This is a genomic window from Affinundibacterium macrobrachii, from assembly GCF_014652415.1.
GTDB classification, from domain to species: Bacteria; Pseudomonadota; Gammaproteobacteria; order Burkholderiales; family Burkholderiaceae_D; genus Undibacterium; species Undibacterium macrobrachii.
Genome location: NZ_BMYT01000001.1, coordinates 292,961 through 309,759 on the forward strand (window position 1 = coordinate 292,961; position 16,799 = coordinate 309,759).

The following is a 16,799-nucleotide window of genomic DNA, read 5'->3' on the forward strand; positions in this document are numbered from 1 at the left end:
TATAGACAATATACAAATCATTCATCTACGATTTATCTCTAACTTCAATAATCGATCTAAGCAGAGAACATTTATTGAAAATTACCTTCGCTAACTTTCAACCAAGCCTTGTTCAGTAAGTCTAAGCACGCGATCACAGCGCTTCGCCAAATCAGCATCATGCGTCACGATCACAAATGCAGTTCCCAATGTTTTAGACAGGTCCAACATCAAAGCAAACACTTGATCTGCGATACCGCGATCTAAATTTCCTGTAGGTTCATCGGCTAATACACAGGCTGGATTGGTAACCAAAGCACGTGCTAAAGCAACACGTTGACGCTCACCGCCAGATAACTCTCCAGGCACGTGGGTGATGCGATGAGCTAAACCAACTTTACTCAACATGGTCTTAGCGATCTCTTGTGCCTCAGCACGTTTCATTCTTCGGATGAATAAAGGCATGGCAACATTATCTAATGACGAAAACTCAGGTAGCAAATGATGAAATTGATAGACAAACCCTAGAGACTGATTACGCAACTCGCCGCGCGTTGATTCATTCATACCAGCAAAATCATTGCCGAGCAAATTCACGACGCCTTGCGTCGGCGTATCCAAACCACCGAGCAAATGTAGCAAGGTTGATTTGCCTGAACCAGATGCGCCAACAATCGCGATACGTTCACCTGCATGAATCGCAAAATTAATGCCCTGCAAAACCTTGACCGCATGCTCACCCTGACCATAGATTTTTGCCAAATTCTTACAAGACAAAACGGTTTGCAACTTATTCATAACGTAATGCCTCCGCAGGTTTTACGCGGGCAGCACGCCAGCTAGGATAAATAGTCGCCAAGAAAGCCAAGACGACAGCAATGCCGCCAATAGTCCAAACATCAGACCAATGCAAATCCGAAGGTAAAGTACTAATTACATACACTTCTTTTGCTAAAAACTGTATACCTAGAACTTTTTCGATGAATGGAACGATCACCTCAATATTCAAAGCAACAACAATCCCTGACAAGACACCAAGAGCAGTACCAAATAAGCCTACTAATCCGCCCTGCACCATGAAAATTTTCATGATCGACATTGGTGATGCTCCCAAGGTACGCAAGATTGCGATATCCGCCTGTTTCTCCGTCACCGTCATCACCAAAGTTGAGACTAAATTAAACGCGGCAACAGCAATAATCAAAGTCAAGATAATGAACATCATGGTTTTCTCGGTTTTTACCGCCGCGAAGTAATTGCTGTTTTGCTGCGACCAATCACGCGTGATTAAACTACCACCTAAATTTCGACTTAATTCAAACGCAACCTGCGGAGCTTGCAACATATCTTTAATGCGGAGACGAACCCCTGTTGGTGCTTCTTGGCGGAAAAATTTTTGCGCATCAGCGAGATGAATAAACGCCATTCCTGAATCAAACTCGTAATGGCCGGCTTCAAAAACTGCGACCACGGTAAATCCTTTTAAACGAGGAATCGTGCCAGCTGGGGTTAATTGTCCTTCAGGTGCGGCCAAGGTCACTTTATCGCCGATGCCAACATGCATCGCACGCGCTAAATCAACGCCAAGAATAATATTGAAAGCACCCTCTTTTAAGTCAGCTAATTTACCTGCCTTTACCTTACTGGCAACAATCGATACTTTAGGCTCCTCTTCCGGCAAAATCCCACGAATCACGGCACCACGCATCACGCCATCGTTCACAATCATACTTTGTGCATCAACATAAGGCGCCGCACTAAGCACCGAAGAATGTTGTTGCGCTTGCTTCGCAGTTGCTTGCCAATCAGGAATCACACCACTCGCATCAAACACTTCAATATGCGGTAACACCGATAGCATCCGATCTCGCACTTCTTTCTGAAAACCGTTCATCACCGACAAAACGATAATCAGCGCAGCCACGCCCAAGGCGATGCCAGCCATAGAAATAAGAGAAATAAAAGAAATAAAACTATTGCGACTGCTACGACGACCTGCACGGGTATAGCGCAAGCCAACTAGCCATTCAAAAGGAAGATTTTTCACGAAAGGAGCAATTCCAAAAAAACAAAATGCAAACAAAAAGCAGACAAATTTTCAAGAGCCCGTAGTTTGCCATACAATGACGTTATGAGCTATTTAGAAATTATTTTGCCTTTTGGCATTCCCCCCACGCCTTTGGCTAGAGAACTAGTCAAGCAAATGAAAACGCATTCACTTGCTATGCTTTTAGGACATGCGCGACAAGATTCGAAACATAACTTTGACGAATTTGCGCGATTATTACCGCATGAGCATTGGCTCAGTCGACATTTCAATTCATCAAAATCCATCCTAAACAGTCCTGCACTTACGCACAGTCGTATGCATGCGTTTAATCTACAAAATCCTGAGGGATATTGGTTCACCTTAAGCCCAGTGCATATTCATATCGCGCGCGATCATATGGTGATGACCGACCCGCGTCGTCTCGATATTTCCACCGAAGAATCACGCGCGTTATTTGAAGCAGCCAAAGAAATTTGTGAAGAATTGGGAAAAACGCTGGTTTACGGTGATGCAAAAACTTGGTTTTTACGCGCGGATGAGTGGGCTGCATTGCAGACAGCGAGTTTGGATGCGGCCGCAGGTCACAATATGGAAATTTGGATTGCAAAAGGCGAACACGAAGTCGCTTGGCGCAAACTCCAAAATGAAATACAAATGCTTTGGCATATTCACCCGGTCAATCAAAGTCGCGATGAACAAGGTCGAAACACGATCAATTCTGTTTGGCTACATAGCGGGAGCGCTGAACTGCATCATTTAGATTGCGAATTGAATACTTCTAGCTTTGCTGAATTAATGCAGAAAAAAGATAGGAAAAACAGCGTCTACGTAGAAGACTTACTGGAGCCGGCACTCAATAGTGACTGGGGAACATGGCTAATTCACATGAATCAATTGGAACACAATTGGTTTGCGCCCGCACTGCAAGCACTACAGAGCAAACAATTGAAAACCGTGCGATTAGTATTAAGTGATGGTCTATGCTTGGCTGAATTATCTTGTACGGCGCCACAAAGCTGGAAATTCTGGCGCAAACCTAGTTTAGATACCTTACTCAAACTAGCGCAATCATCGCAATAATTCGTCGACTTACACATCAGCACAGCCCACAAATTCAATATTGAAGCACACTTGATATGACACGCATCAGCACTCGCCCCTACGCTTTTCGGCAAGCAGAATTATTAAAGCAAAGTGGTTTGCATCCAGTACTAGCGCGCCTATTTGCTGCGCGTGGCATTGTAAGTGCAGATGAATTACTCACCGACTTACCTGCATTAATTCCGCCAAATCGCTTATTAAATAATGAGAAAGCTGCGAACTTTTTAGCCGATGCAATTGCCGCAAAAAAGAAACTCGTGATTGTGGCGGATTATGACTGTGATGGCGCGACGGCTTGTGCGGTCGGCTTGCGTGGCCTACGCATGTTGGGCGCAGAAGTAGATTACATCGTTCCCAATCGTTTCGAGTACGGTTACGGTTTAACACCAGAAATCGTTGATCTCACCGCTCGTGAGAAATCACCCGATATTATTGTCACCGTCGACAATGGCATCGCGAGTATCGATGGGGTCGCTGCCGCGAATGCTAGAGGCATACAAGTCCTCGTAACCGATCACCATCTACCGGCCGATACTTTGCCGCAAGCGAGTGTGATTGTGAATCCGAACCAGCCATTTTGCGACTTTTCTAGCAAGAATTTGGCAGGGGTTGGTGTCATGTTTTACGTGCTGTTGGCATTGAGGGCGGAACTAAGAAAACGCGGCGCATTTGATCAACAGAATCAACCTAAATTAGACACTTTGTTGGATTTGGTGGCGCTCGGCACCGTTGCGGACGTGGTCAAGCTAGATCCAAACAACCGTATTTTGGTTGCGCAGGGCTTAAAGCGTATGCGTGCAGGTCGCATGCACGCTGGTATCGCGGCACTGTTTCGCGTCGCTGGACGAGAACCGCGTCTGGCAAGCCCGTTTGATCTAGGTTTTGCCGTTGGTCCTCGTTTAAACGCGGCGGGTCGCTTGGCAGATATGTCGCTTGGCATTGAGTGTTTAACTACTGATGATGAAGGCCGAGCTTGGCAGATCGCTCAAGAGCTCAATAGCATCAATGCCGATCGCAAAGACATTGAACGTGAAATGCAAGATGTCGCTCTTCTTCATTTAGATGATTTTCAAGCGCAAGACACTCATACTATTACCGTGTTTGACGAGTCTTGGCATCAGGGTGTCATTGGCATCGTTGCCTCACGACTTAAAGATAAATTCTTTCGGCCGACCATCACTTTTGCCCCGGGCGATGATGGCTTAATTAAAGGTTCTGGACGCTCAATTCCTGGCTTTCATTTACGCGATGCACTCGATTTAGTATCCAAGCATGCGCCCAGCTTGATTCAAAAATTTGGTGGACACGCGATGGCTGCTGGTTTGACGATTCGTGCCGACGATTTCGCGTCGTTTCAGTCTGCCTTTGAAGCAGTTGGTAAATCCTGGTTACGCCAAGAACAATTGGAACGCATTATTGAAACCGATGGTGTCTTAGAAGAAGCGTATTACACCACTGATTTTATTGAGCTGCTTGACAGTCAAGTATGGGGGCAAGGCTTTGCTCCACCTATTTTCTGTGATGAGTTTAAATTGGTTTCGCAACGCATTTTAAAAGAGCGTCATTTAAAAATGGTGCTAGAAAAAAATGGTATTCGCTATGATGCGATTTGGTTTGGGCATACAGAGAGTTTTGGCGAGCGTATTCGAGTGGCATTTCGACTTGATGCGAATGAATACAATGGTGTCACCAGAGTGCAGTTATTAGTGGAACATGTAGAGCAAGCTTAGTTTTCATCCGCCAAATACAAGTCAGCTGGATCTACATCATAGTCAAGAATATCGGCCGGTTTGCAATCCAACACCAAACAAATCTTGGCCAGTGTATCAAATCGTATGCCACGAACTTTTTCTGTACGCAGCATCGATAACTGTGTTTCTGAGAGACCAATTTGCTCGGCCAATTGTTTGGCGCGCATTTTTCTGCGCGCTAACATGACATCTAAGTTCACTCGAATCGGCATCGTCACGCACTTTGCAATCTAGACAAAACTATCGACCTGAGCTTGCAAATTCTGCGCACGCTGTGCAACGTACTTCAAGATCAATCCGACCATGCCGATAGTGACAGCTTCAACATCCCAATTCGTTTTTAAACCGCGCTCACCTTGATTAATCCACGCCTCGATCGTGGGGACAAATAAAATCGCTGCCATTGCGGCATACATTAAATTGGCACCAATTAGTTGCAAACTTTTGAGTAAGCCTGCATCGAAAGACTTGCTCTGTTCAAACCGCTTTAAAAAATCTGCAGCAGCCCACAATGCGCAAACATAGACGATCGGCACAAGTAATCCCGTCCAAAAATAAGGCAAACGCAGCGACAACATCAGCGTATTTTCAATATTAAAATTTCCACCTAAGCTAAAGGCTGGCAATAACTGCATAGCGCGATCCGCGATTAAATTAAGAACCAAAACAAACGCCATCACCTTAATAAAAATACTGAATTTACTGGTCTTTAGCGAAAGCTGTTGTTTATTTGAACTCATATACTGCTCCCTAATAACAAAGCATAAATATCATTAATACCTATATTAATTTAAGTAAAACTTAAAGTAAACGATTTTATTTCAATATCTCGCTTGAGTAATTTGATGTAAATGATAAGATTCTCCGCCATGCTAGTTTGATCCACATTTGGGATAAAACGATGCTCTTATTTTGAATGGAAATTACCATGCACAAAATCACCGCCCTAATCGCCAGCTTGTTGTTGCCAATATCTATCGCTAGCGCACAGTCCAACATCAAACTAAGCACGATTGATGGTGTAGAAAATGAAGACTTAATGAATGTTTTGCGCTTCCAAGGCATCAACTACCACAAAGTAAAGTTTTCTGGCACCCACTTATGGGGCAAAGATTTTAAGATCGTTATTCGCGATTTCGCGAATGGCAAGCTGATCAAAACCTATGAAGTATTTGATTCAAAAGAGGATGAGTTTTTCAAACTCAAAGAACAAGAGTTCAACTTTAATGTGCTCGTACAAAAAACACCGAACGGCAAAGCCAAATTTGATTTTCGCTTCTTGGGATTTGGCATAGTAAAAGAAATCGCACTCGGCGCAGACCAGAAAGATTTTGCTCTAAAAAGCTTTCAAGCTGGCTCAAACGAAGTTGGTTTCCCCATCAATCAAAGCCAAAGTATTCTTGCGTTCACCATGCCTTATCAATCGAAAGGTAAATCAACGCAGTACCCAAACTTAATCAATGCCAATGTGCCACCGGAAAATCTAGGGCGTCAATTTAAGATCCCACGCTATTTTTTAGTCGATCTACGATTCGACTAATTCCAAACAACATACACCAATAAAAAAGAAGCGCATCAAATTTTGATGCGCTTCTTTTTTCCCTCACAATTTATAAGCTAGTAGTTAATTAGGCACCTTCATCTTCAAGCTTCGTTCTATTTCGCATTCCAAATCGCCATCATATCTGGCGAACCCTGCGAACGAATTCCATTATCGGATAACACCGCCTCCGTTTCAGCGAGCATTGCTTTGCGCGGCAACACCATCGTTTCTCCATAACGTTGATCATAATGAATCACGATCAAATCATCTTGCATGTCACGTAAAAGCGCAACCAAGTGCTTCAAACTTTTCACAGGAATTCCATTAATGGAATACACCACTGAACCAAATCGATTGCTATAGCCAGTCACAAGCTTGTGTGGAAAAAATGGCGAGCTAATCACGACTAACTCTTCACGATCTTTACTTGGTTTTTCACCTCGTAAGGTAATCAACGGGCTTGCATTGTACGCATAACCATTAATCGCGGGCGCGTTGTTGCTCAAGAAACTCATGTACTCTACCGTTGCGCGTGAAAATACAATCGGGCCAAAAATAAAGTAAGACGGATAACCACCTTGCAAATCGCCAATCAAATGAGGACGACCTATATACACTGGCGCTTGTACATTCATAGGCTGTCCGCCGCGAATGATTTTTAACGCCACTTTGCCGTTGCTTGCTGCTTGTTGAACTTTGTACTTAAACATGACCCGCACACTTGGCTTAATTCTGACCATGCATTGGTTGTCAATTGCGGTATCACCAATATGTGTAATCACATCCCACTCTTTCAAAATCGATGATGCAGATTGATCGTAAGGCTTATGAATGATACAACCCTCAACACTTTTATCTAGTTTCAAATACTCACGTACAGTAGGATTTTCTAAAGTCTGGGTAATATCGAGCAAAGATGGTTTTCCATCATATTTTTTATCGGCGATATCTTTGAGGAAAATTTCTATCTCTTCGTTTGGAATAATGTAGCCAATATTTTGCGCATGCATTAAACCTGAGAATGCCAAGCCAATCATCTTATCGCCAGCGATAACAGGACCGCCGCTATTGCCAGGATTAATGGCTGCATCAATTTGAATACGCAAACCACCTGTACTGCCATCATAATCAACAAACTCAATACGAGAAACGATACCCTTGGTAATCGATAATGAATTTCCACCTGTTGGATAACCATAGGCAAATACTGCATCGGTCACTTCAGGTAATTTATTGCTACGAGCGACGGCAGCGTGACTATCAAAGAATTTCTCATCATCGAGCTTTAAAATCGCCAAATCCATCGCACGCGATATCGCGACAACCGTGGCAGGAACTTTATCTCCTTCCTGCCCAGTTTGTATCTGCACTTGGCTGGCGTATTCGACGACATGCGCATTCGTCAAAATGCGCCTACCCTCAATCACCACACCAGATCCGGTTACATCTTGCGGCGATGCCTTACCCCAAGGCTTGAATGGATCAGGGCCACGTATGGTAGAAAATACCTTTACAACAGATTTTTCTAAGTTGGTCGCAGTATTGTTCTCTAGATTACTTACTTTCGCTGCCGCGTTCTTGTTTTGCACCGCGTGCGCTATATCAAACGAGCCAACTAAACTACACGAGATAAAACTAAGACCAAGCAAAAACTTTTTAAACATCGGAGTGTCTCTTTGCATAAGCTAATTATTGTTAAAAATCGATACGAGGATTTGAACCAGTAAATCGAAGATTGTTCCCTAATTCTTTGAGATAAAGAAATTTACTTCGTTACAGAACTTTCTTGCTGAGGCTGATTTGAACAAGATTTGGCTTGCACAACACCTTTCAAATATGAACGCCGCACAATACCTGCCATACCAGCAGCAGCGACTTCGCGCGCGTGACTATCAGCTCCCGTCAAACGTCTCACCCAAGAACGAAATGGTACAAATCCTTCCGTAAAACTCTTCAGTGCGTTGATTGTCGCATTACCAAGTTCACGCTCAACAATATTGCCGTCAGCATCAACTTTTGCAGCATCTAAATCAGGCCCTAACACAGAATTCAAGCGATCAATTTCGGTTTGATACCACGCACAATCAGCACCAGGCACGATCAAGTAAGGTGCCTTTCTTGCATTGATCAAAACTTCGGGAATATCGGACTTTACAATATTCAAATCACTCAAAGGCGAGGTCATTGCGGCACCGACTTTTGAATCAAACCCTGCTTCAGCACTTGGTTTTTCAGATTTATTTTTCGCGGGCTCTGACTTGGTCGCGCAAGCAGACAAACCAAGGGCGGCTAACAAAACAACATACGATAAGTTTTTTCTGTACATCAATTGATGTCTAAACATTTTATTCCTCGTTTAATACAGTTCTACCAATCAGTCTGGGACATGATTCACAGATCAATCTAATCCTCCGAAAAATCAAAGTGAACACACATTTTATATTGCAACTCAAAATTGCCATGATTTTAACCGCTGTTGCTTAGACTAGCTTGTATCAAATGAAATATATTCACATCAAGCAAATAAGCGCATACAAACATCTTCAAAAACAAGGGCTTACAACTTGAATCGTTTTGAACTAATCGGCGAAGAACGAAGGATTCAGGTAAAATCACGTCCATGAATCCTGCACCGAAAAATCTCTTCGCTTCACCGCGCTATCGCCCTGATGTGGGCGGCAAACATGCTGCTCCCTTTCTTCCTATGTCACGCGCCGAAATGGATGCGCTTGGCTGGGATAGTTGTGACGTCATCTTAATTACTGGCGATGCCTATATCGACCATCCGAGTTTCGGTATGGCCTTAGTTGGCCGCCTGCTTGAGCAACAAGGCTTCCGCGTCGGCATTATTAGTCAACCTGATTGGCATTCCGCCGAGGATTTTCGGGCTTTAGGTCGCCCCAATCTGTACTTCGGCATTACGGCTGGAAATATGGATTCCATGGTCAATCGCTACACAGCTGATCGCAAAATTCGTTCAGAAGATGCTTACACTCCCGATGGTGATCCGAATAAGCGCCCTGATCGCGCGGTCGTTGTCTACGCACAAAGGGCACGCGAGGCATTCCCGGAAGTGAATGTCGTGATTGGTAGTATTGAAGCCAGTTTGCGCCGCATTGCACACTATGATTATTGGTCGGATAAAGTAAAGCGCTCGGTTCTACCTGATTCCAAAGCAGATATGCTGTTATTTGGTAACGCAGAACGTGCGATCGTGGATTTAACCCACAGACTCGCGGCGGGCGAGCCAATCAAATCCATTCGTGACCTGCGTGGCACAGCCTTCATGACACCGTCTAACTGGTTGCCTAGCCCAGATTGGTCAGAGATTCAATCAATCAAACTTGATACGCCAGGCAAAATTGAAGCGCACACCAATCCTTATGAAATGATGCCGGAGAAGGACGCCAAGTGCGCGACTGGATCAACATCGGATACCACAAGTAGCGCTACTAATAGCGCGGGAGCAGACGTCATCAAACAACAAGCAATTCGCATTATGAGTCGCGAAGAGCGCCAAGCGATGCTGCGAAATAAGCATAACAACACCGTGATACGCTTGCCTTCATTCGAGGCGGTGAAAGATGATCCTGTGATGTATGCCCACGCATCGCGTGTATTTCATCTGGAAGCCAATCCCGGTAACGCCAAAGCTTTATCGCAAGCACACGGTGATCGTGACGTATGGATCAATCCACCACCGTTACCATTAGCGATGGACGAAATGGATGGCGTTTATGACCGCGCCTATGCGCGAGCGCCCCACCCTAGTTACGGCAAGGCGCGCATCCCCGCATGGGAGATGATTCGCTTCTCGATCAATATTATGCGCGGGTGTTTTGGTGGCTGTACTTTCTGTTCGATTACCGAACACGAAGGTCGAATTATTCAAAGTCGATCAGAGCCTTCCATCTTGCGTGAGATTGAAGAAATTCGCGACAAAACCAAGGGGTTCACTGGAACGATTTCTGACCTTGGTGGGCCAACGGCGAATATGTATCGACTGGCGTGTAAAGATAAGAAGATTGAAGAATCTTGCCGTCGCTTATCCTGTGTGTATCCTGGCATTTGCAGCAATTTAAATACTGATCATAGCAAACTCATTTCGCTATATCGCAAAGCGCGCGCCATCCCCGGCGTTAAGAAAATTCTCATCGGTTCTGGTCTACGCTACGATCTAGCTGTACGCTCTCCAGAATACGTAAAAGAACTGGTAACCCATCACGTCGGTGGCTTGCTCAAAATTGCACCTGAACATACAGAAACCAATACTTTGTCGAAAATGATGAAGCCTGGTATCGGTGCGTATGATGAATTCAAAGCAATGTTCCATAAGTATTCAAAAGAAGCTGGCAAAGAACAATACTTGATCCCCTATTTCATCGCGGCTCATCCGGGTACAACCGATGAAGACATGGTGAATTTGGCCTTGTGGTTGAAGAAGAATGATTTCAAACTAGATCAGGTACAAACCTTCATGCCAACGCCGATGGCCTTGGCAACCACGATGTACCACACACGTAAAAATCCGCTCAAAAAAATCACTGCAGATTCTGAAGTCGTTGAAACGGCACGCTCAGGCAAGATACGAAAATTTCATAAAGCGCTGTTACGTTACCACGCGCCAGAAAATTATGAGATCGTGAAGGAAGGCTTGCTACGCATGGGACGTGGCGATTTGATTGGTAGTAGTGAACGACATTTAATACCGTCACGCGCACCTGTTGTGGCGAATTTGGTCAATACTGGCGTGGTTCCTGTCAAACGTGGGATTGCACCTAAATTAAATACATTTGGCAAAAACTCTGCAAATCGTTTGGCAGCTAAGGTTGCGCCAACAAGCACTAAATCTGGCTTGTCATACAATCCAGCTAAACCTAAAAAAGCACCTGCCAAATCAGGTCGACGTTAATTCGTGTTATCACCCATGTTGTAAGCAATACGACACAACATGGGTGATCAATCTTCATAAACAACAGCGCAGCAAATTTCTCGAGGTTGGCTAACAAACTCGCGCTACAATTTCCTGACGGAAAATTTTTCCTCAGATGTTGCCTGAGTTTCTCTAGTCTCACTTGCCCCGAAAATAAGGAGAGTCGCCATGAAGCACATGAAAACCGTATTGATTTTGGAACATACCGAAGAGGTTTTTGATAAATTGACATGTGACGTCTGCGGAGCCGAATCACATTGGGATGAAAATTGGTCGAGTGCCGAACCAGAAAAAAAGATGACGACTATACAATTGGAAGAAGAAGAGTCATTTCCTAACGGCGGTCAATCAACACAGACACAATTCCACATTTGTCCGACTTGCTTCAAAACCAAATTGAGCGCTTGGTTTGAAAGCCATCGTCAAGCAAAAACCTACCGTTTCTAAGTCAGTTTGGTAGATTTTAGTGAGTCACACAAGGTGTGGCTCATTCTTGCTTCCATTAATTAAATCAGCGTTCGCTTTCGCAGCAATTGCCGAGTTTAATAAATTGCAATCCAAACACGCTCTAACATAAAAAGCTGTGAGAAGCGAATTGCATTAAATTGCATGTCATTCGCCTGCCAAATCGCAAGTTCAGACCACACTCGGGTATAATTTAGGGTTTATTTATCCCACTAGAAGAATCCCAAATGGAAGCCGAACGCCTCAATAGTATTGCCAACCTGCTCATCGACTTAACCAGTCGTGAAGCCGAACTTCGGAGGTATCTTTGACTTCGATATCAAGTCAGAGAAACTCGAACAAGTTAACGGTGAGTTAGAAGATCCTAAAGTTTGGGAAGATCCCAAGCGTGCACAGGAACTTGGCAAGGAAAAGAAATCCTTAGAAGCCATTGTCCATACCTTAATCAAGATCGATGCCGATTTAAAAGATGCGAATGAAATCTTTAACATGGCGCGTGAAGAAGGTGATGAAGACACGTTGGAAGCCATCGAAGCCGATGCAGCACATCTCAAAGAATTAGTCGAAGGTATGGAGTTCCGTCGGATGTTTAATAATCCTATGGATTCAAACAACTGCTTTATCGATATTCAAGCCGGCGCTGGCGGTACCGAAGCGCAAGATTGGGCATCCATGTTATTGCGTCAGTATTTGCGTTATTGCGAGCGTAAAGGCTTTAAGGTCGAAATTTTGGAACAATCTGATGGTGAGGTTGCTGGCATCAAGACTGCAACACTCAAAATCGAAGGCGAATATGCGTATGGCTTCCTGCGCACGGAAACAGGCGTGCATCGCTTAGTTCGTAAGTCGCCATTTGACTCCGCGAATGGACGCCATACTTCATTCTCCAGTTTGTTCGTCTATCCAGAAGTCGATGAATCGTTTGAGATTGATATCAACCCAGCCGATGTGCGCGTTGATACCTATCGCGCCTCCGGTGCCGGTGGTCAGCACATTAATAAAACCGATTCCGCGGTACGCTTAACTCACGCACCGTCAGGCATCGTGGTGCAATGTCAAAATGATCGTAGTCAACATCGTAACCGCGCTGAAGCATGGGAAATGTTGAAAGCGAAATTGTTTGAACTCGAATTGCGCAAACGCATGAGTGAGAAGCAAAACTTAGAAGACACCAAGACCGATGTGGGTTGGGGTCATCAAATTCGCTCCTATGTTTTGGATCAATCGCGGATTAAAGATTTGCGTACCAACTACGAGGTGGGTAATACCAAGGCGGTGTTAGATGGCGATTTAGACGGATTCATTGCCGCGTCGCTCAAGCAAGGCGTTTAAAATGTGTGCGCATAAATCCAATTCTAGGGCGCATCACGGCGATGCCAATGCTCGCAATGCCGACGTATTGCTGCACTCCTATAATTGAATTTCTACACACACATTTCCGATTGCATTATTAAAGAATCAAAATTTCATTTTAGAGAACAATCATGTCCGACCAACAAAATCCAGCAACAGAATTGCCACAAGACGAAAATTCGATCATCGCTGAGCGTCGTGCCAAGCTCGATGCGATTCGTGCGAAAGGCGTCGCCTTCCCTAACGATTTCCGTCCACAGCATAAGGCGGCAGATTTGCAAGCACAGTATGGTGATGTGAGTCGTGAAGACTTAGAGGCACAAAATGTGGAAGTCGTTGTTGCTGGTCGTATGATGCTCAAACGTGAAGCTGGCAAAAAAGCTGCCTTCGCCACTTTGCAAGATGCATCAGGTTTGAAAGCCGATGGCCGCATTCAGTTGTACGTCACCAGTGACAAAACTGGCGAAGCCGAAATGGAAGCTTTCCGTCACTATGACTTGGGCGACATTCTCGGCATCGAAGGTGTTTTGTTTAAAACTAAGACAGATGAGCTGACCGTCAAAGTAACGAAGCTGCGCTTACTAACTAAATCTTTGCGTCCTCTTCCAGACAAGTTCCACGGCTTGTCGAATCAAGAAACCAAATACCGTCAGCGTTATGTTGACTTGATCATGAGCGAAGAAACACGTCGCACATTCAAAGCACGTACCGCGGCAATGAATTCCATCCGTAGCTTCATGAATAGCCATGATTTTATGGAAGTAGAAACGCCAATGTTGCACGTGATTCCTGGTGGCGCGGCAGCAAAACCATTCATCACACATCACAACGCATTAGACATGGAAATGTACTTGCGTATCGCACCTGAGCTGTACCTAAAGCGTTTGGTTGTCGGTGGTTTTGATCGCGTATTTGAAGTCAATCGTAACTTCCGCAATGAAGGTGTGTCACCGCGTCACAATCCAGAATTCACCATGATGGAATTCTATGCCGCGTATGTTGATTACAAGTGGTTAATGGACTTCACCGAATCCGTCATTCGCAAAGCAGCGGTTGATGCGCATGGTACAGCGGTGCTCACTTACCAAGGCAAAGAATTAGATTTATCCAAGCCTTTCCAACGTTTGACGATTGTTGGCGCGATCAATAAGTACGCTCCACATTACACAACAGAACAATTGAACGACGCGGAATTCATCAAAATAGAATTGTTGAAATTTGGCGTCAAACCATTCGCGACAGCAGGCTTAGGCGCATTGCAATTGGCTTTGTTTGAAGAAACAGCCGAAGCACAATTATGGGAGCCAACTTACATCATCGACTACCCTGCCGAAGTTTCTCCGTTAGCACGCGCATCGGATACGGTTGCTGGTATTACAGAACGTTTTGAGTTGTTCATGACAGGTCGTGAAATCGCCAATGGCTTCTCAGAGTTGAATGATGCAGAAGATCAAGCAGCTCGCTTCATGGCACAAGTGGCCGCGAAAGATGCGGGTGATGAAGAAGCGATGTATTACGATGCGGATTACATCCGTGCTCTGGAATACGGCTTGCCACCTACCGGTGGTTGCGGTATCGGGATTGATCGTTTGATGATGTTGATTACTGACTCACCGAATATTCGTGATGTGATTTTGTTCCCGCATTTGCGTCGTGAGGAATAATATTTCTTTACTTTAAAATTCATGTTGTGAATAAGGAGGAAACTTAAATGTTTCCTCCTTTTTTATTTCTGTTATTGATTTGAGTTCGCAGGTCGGGTGTGGCCCGACAGCCAATTACCTTTTTTGCTTCGCCAAAAAAGGTAATCCAAAAAAGGCGACCGTAGACTCGCCCCCTACGGGGTGCTTACGCTACGCTTCAGCATAATTTGCGCATCACAAAAAATGGGAAAGTGTTGAAACTCGCCTTCGGCTCAGACAACAACACTTTCTTATCCATTTTCTGCGAAGCACAAATTACATCGTCTCAAACGGGGGAAAGTCAAAGTCAAAAGCAACGACTATCAACGGGTAATGGAAAAATCAGAGCCCGTAGTTAATATGACCCTTTTTGCGATACCCTACACTAGGTATCGTCATTCCCGCATATGCGGGAATCCAGCGACTTAAAAGCTTAACGTCACGGGATCCCTGCCTAAGCAGGGATGACGCCACGATTTTCTAGCCTAGTTGAATGCCGTGATGGCCGATACTGTTTGTTTTGCTTTTGACTTTAACGCCGTTCCACTTCTGACACTGCCAATTGTGCAAGACAGAAAATGGATAAAGAAAGCTTCGTTGTTTGAGCCGCAGGCGAGTTTCGAAGCTTTCCCATTTTTTGTCTTGCTCAATTGGGAAGCCGAAGGCCAGTGACAGCGTGGTCGCCTTTCTTTGCTTACTTTCTTTGGCGAAGCAAAGAAAGTGAGTGGCTGTCGGGCCACACCCGACCTGTGAACGATGAGATTGTTTATAAATAATCGGCAATCACTAAATGATCAACAAACCTAAAATACAAAACAAAAGAGGCAAGTTACGCTCTCACGTAACCCACCTCTTCAAGTCAAAGAGAAAACTACAATTACCCAATTTCCTGCGCCAACCCCAAACCACTCAAAAACGCATTCTCCACCCGCCCGCCGCCTTCCAACCCAGCAGCAAACCAATCACCACACACCCCAATTTTCGCCTTCGCATCCCACAAAAACGACTCAGCTAAAGGTGAATCTGCCTGCGCGTAGCGCCAACGATGTGTAACTGCATGAATGGCTTGAATGGGTGATCCGGTCGCCTCATGAAAAGCCTTAGATAACTTCTCTTTCGCACGCTCATGATCATCTTCTAAATGCTCGACACTCCAAGCGGCAGTGGCGTGGCAGACCCAACGTTCACCGGCACGATGATCAGGTTTAGACGTATCGCGAGCAATCCATCCCAAGCGAGAATTCGCCACCCATGCACCGTCGTAATCGAGATTTAAAGGATGTTGGAAACCCAGCATCAATACCCAGCATGGCTGCAAATGCACACCCGCGACTGTTTTACTAAAACTCGCCTGATCTTTCAACAAAGCAGAGGCCTGTTCTGGTGGGATCGCCATAATCACCGCATCAAATGGACCAGCCGATGCAGCTACAGGAATGTCCTCGGTTTTAACTGACAAGATCCATTGATCACCATGTGCTTCTAATGCAACTACTTGCTGCTCTAGGCGCACATCTAATCCATGCGCTAATTGCTTACCCAGAGAACTCATGCCAGGCACAGGCACAAAACGCTGAGTGCTCTTGGCGACGGCACTTGTTTTTCCATGATCCAGATTCACCAACTTACTTTCCCAAGGTACAACCCATTCCAATTTACGCCAATCAGCGACTTCTTTTTTGAAACGATCTGAACTCGCGGTGAAATATTGCGCACCGTGATCAAAGCCACCGAGTTCGGTTTGTCGTGTACTCATACGTCCGCTGACGCCACGACTTTTTTCATACACAGTGACATGATGTCCTTGTGCCTGACATTGACGGGCTGCGGTTAATCCAGCTAAACCTGCACCGATGATGGCTACCTGCATATGCTTCTCCTTATTTTTATGGATTTTTCAATCTGATATTCACTCAACAATTCACTCAACTCAGCCACACTA

14 protein-coding genes are annotated in these 16,799 nt (G+C 44.9%); 7 read left to right on the plus strand and 7 right to left on the minus strand.

From position 1 onward, the window contains the following. Positions 1 to 90: 90 nt before the first annotated feature. Positions 91 to 777: a lipoprotein-releasing ABC transporter ATP-binding protein LolD gene (gene lolD / locus IE103_RS01315; RefSeq protein ID WP_189344209.1), complete on the minus strand. Its 687-nt coding sequence runs from the start codon at positions 775 to 777 to the stop codon at positions 91 to 93. Beyond that, a complete protein-coding gene (locus tag IE103_RS01320) occupies positions 770 to 2,026 on the minus strand; it encodes a lipoprotein-releasing ABC transporter permease subunit (protein ID WP_189344210.1) in 1,257 nt (418 codons plus the stop codon). The genes lolD and IE103_RS01320 overlap by 8 nt, the downstream gene beginning before the upstream one ends. Positions 2,027 to 2,110: 84 nt before the next feature. Here IE103_RS01320 and IE103_RS01325 point away from each other — a divergent pair, with 84 nt between their 5' ends. Together IE103_RS01325 and recJ are read left to right on the plus strand one after the other, a co-directional pair. Next, on the plus strand, positions 2,111 to 3,109 hold the full coding sequence (locus tag IE103_RS01325; protein ID WP_189344211.1) for a hypothetical protein: 999 nt from the start codon (positions 2,111 to 2,113) through the stop codon (positions 3,107 to 3,109). A 56-nt stretch (positions 3,110 to 3,165) separates the two neighbouring features. Further along, complete coding sequence (gene recJ, locus IE103_RS01330) at positions 3,166 to 4,860, plus strand: single-stranded-DNA-specific exonuclease RecJ (protein ID WP_189344212.1); 1,695 nt, start codon at positions 3,166 to 3,168, stop codon at positions 4,858 to 4,860. Here the strand turns inward: recJ and IE103_RS01335 are convergent. Beyond that, entirely contained in the window at positions 4,857 to 5,093 is a 237-nt protein-coding gene (locus tag IE103_RS01335) for a helix-turn-helix domain-containing protein (protein ID WP_189345053.1), read from the minus strand. The genes recJ and IE103_RS01335 overlap by 4 nt on opposite strands. 18 nt (positions 5,094 to 5,111) lie before the next feature. Then, positions 5,112 to 5,621, minus strand: a complete 510-nt coding sequence (locus IE103_RS01340; RefSeq protein ID WP_189344213.1) for a hypothetical protein — start codon at positions 5,619 to 5,621, stop codon at positions 5,112 to 5,114. Positions 5,622 to 5,809: 188 nt separating this feature from the next. On the opposite strand from IE103_RS01340, the gene IE103_RS01345 reads away from it, so the two are divergent. Continuing rightward, positions 5,810 to 6,421 (plus strand): hypothetical protein, encoded by a 612-nt coding sequence (locus tag IE103_RS01345; protein WP_189344214.1) that lies wholly within the window; start codon positions 5,810 to 5,812, stop codon positions 6,419 to 6,421. A 116-nt stretch (positions 6,422 to 6,537) separates the two neighbouring features. On the opposite strand, the gene IE103_RS01350 is transcribed toward IE103_RS01345, so the two are convergent. Together IE103_RS01350 and IE103_RS01355 are read right to left on the minus strand one after the other, a co-directional pair. Next, positions 6,538 to 8,088, minus strand: coding sequence for a S1C family serine protease (locus tag IE103_RS01350; protein WP_189344215.1), 1,551 nt, complete (start codon positions 8,086 to 8,088; stop codon positions 6,538 to 6,540). Between the two features lie 101 nt (positions 8,089 to 8,189). Beyond that, positions 8,190 to 8,768 carry a hypothetical protein gene (locus IE103_RS01355; protein ID WP_189344216.1) on the minus strand — a complete coding sequence of 193 codons (579 nt, stop codon included), beginning with the start codon at positions 8,766 to 8,768 and terminating at the stop codon, positions 8,190 to 8,192. Positions 8,769 to 9,128: 360 nt separating this feature from the next. Between IE103_RS01355 and IE103_RS01360 the strand changes: the two genes are divergently transcribed. The 4 genes from IE103_RS01360 (at position 9,129) to lysS (ending at position 14,839) form a co-directional block, all read left to right on the plus strand. Further along, positions 9,129 to 11,336 carry a YgiQ family radical SAM protein gene (locus IE103_RS01360; protein ID WP_229827110.1) on the plus strand — a complete coding sequence of 736 codons (2,208 nt, stop codon included), beginning with the start codon at positions 9,129 to 9,131 and terminating at the stop codon, positions 11,334 to 11,336. Positions 11,337 to 11,525: 189 nt separating this feature from the next. Next, the gene (locus tag IE103_RS01365) at positions 11,526 to 11,804 is read left to right on the plus strand and encodes a hypothetical protein (protein ID WP_189344217.1); all 279 of its coding nucleotides are present in this window, start codon (positions 11,526 to 11,528) and stop codon (positions 11,802 to 11,804) included. A 245-nt stretch (positions 11,805 to 12,049) separates the two neighbouring features. Continuing rightward, positions 12,050 to 13,154, plus strand: a protein-coding gene (prfB, locus tag IE103_RS01370) for a peptide chain release factor 2 (RefSeq protein WP_189344218.1) whose coding sequence is annotated in 2 segments (ribosomal slippage) — positions 12,050 to 12,130 and positions 12,132 to 13,154 — 1,104 coding nt in all. Because the reading frame shifts where the segments join, the coding sequence is not laid out codon by codon here. 152 nt (positions 13,155 to 13,306) lie between these two features. Continuing rightward, positions 13,307 to 14,839, plus strand: a complete 1,533-nt coding sequence (lysS, locus tag IE103_RS01375; protein WP_189344219.1) for a lysine--tRNA ligase — start codon at positions 13,307 to 13,309, stop codon at positions 14,837 to 14,839. 895 nt (positions 14,840 to 15,734) lie between these two features. On the opposite strand, the gene IE103_RS01380 is transcribed toward lysS, so the two are convergent. Next, a complete protein-coding gene (locus IE103_RS01380) occupies positions 15,735 to 16,727 on the minus strand; it encodes an NAD(P)/FAD-dependent oxidoreductase (RefSeq protein WP_189344220.1) in 993 nt (330 codons plus the stop codon). Between the last annotated feature and the right edge of the window lie 72 nt (positions 16,728 to 16,799).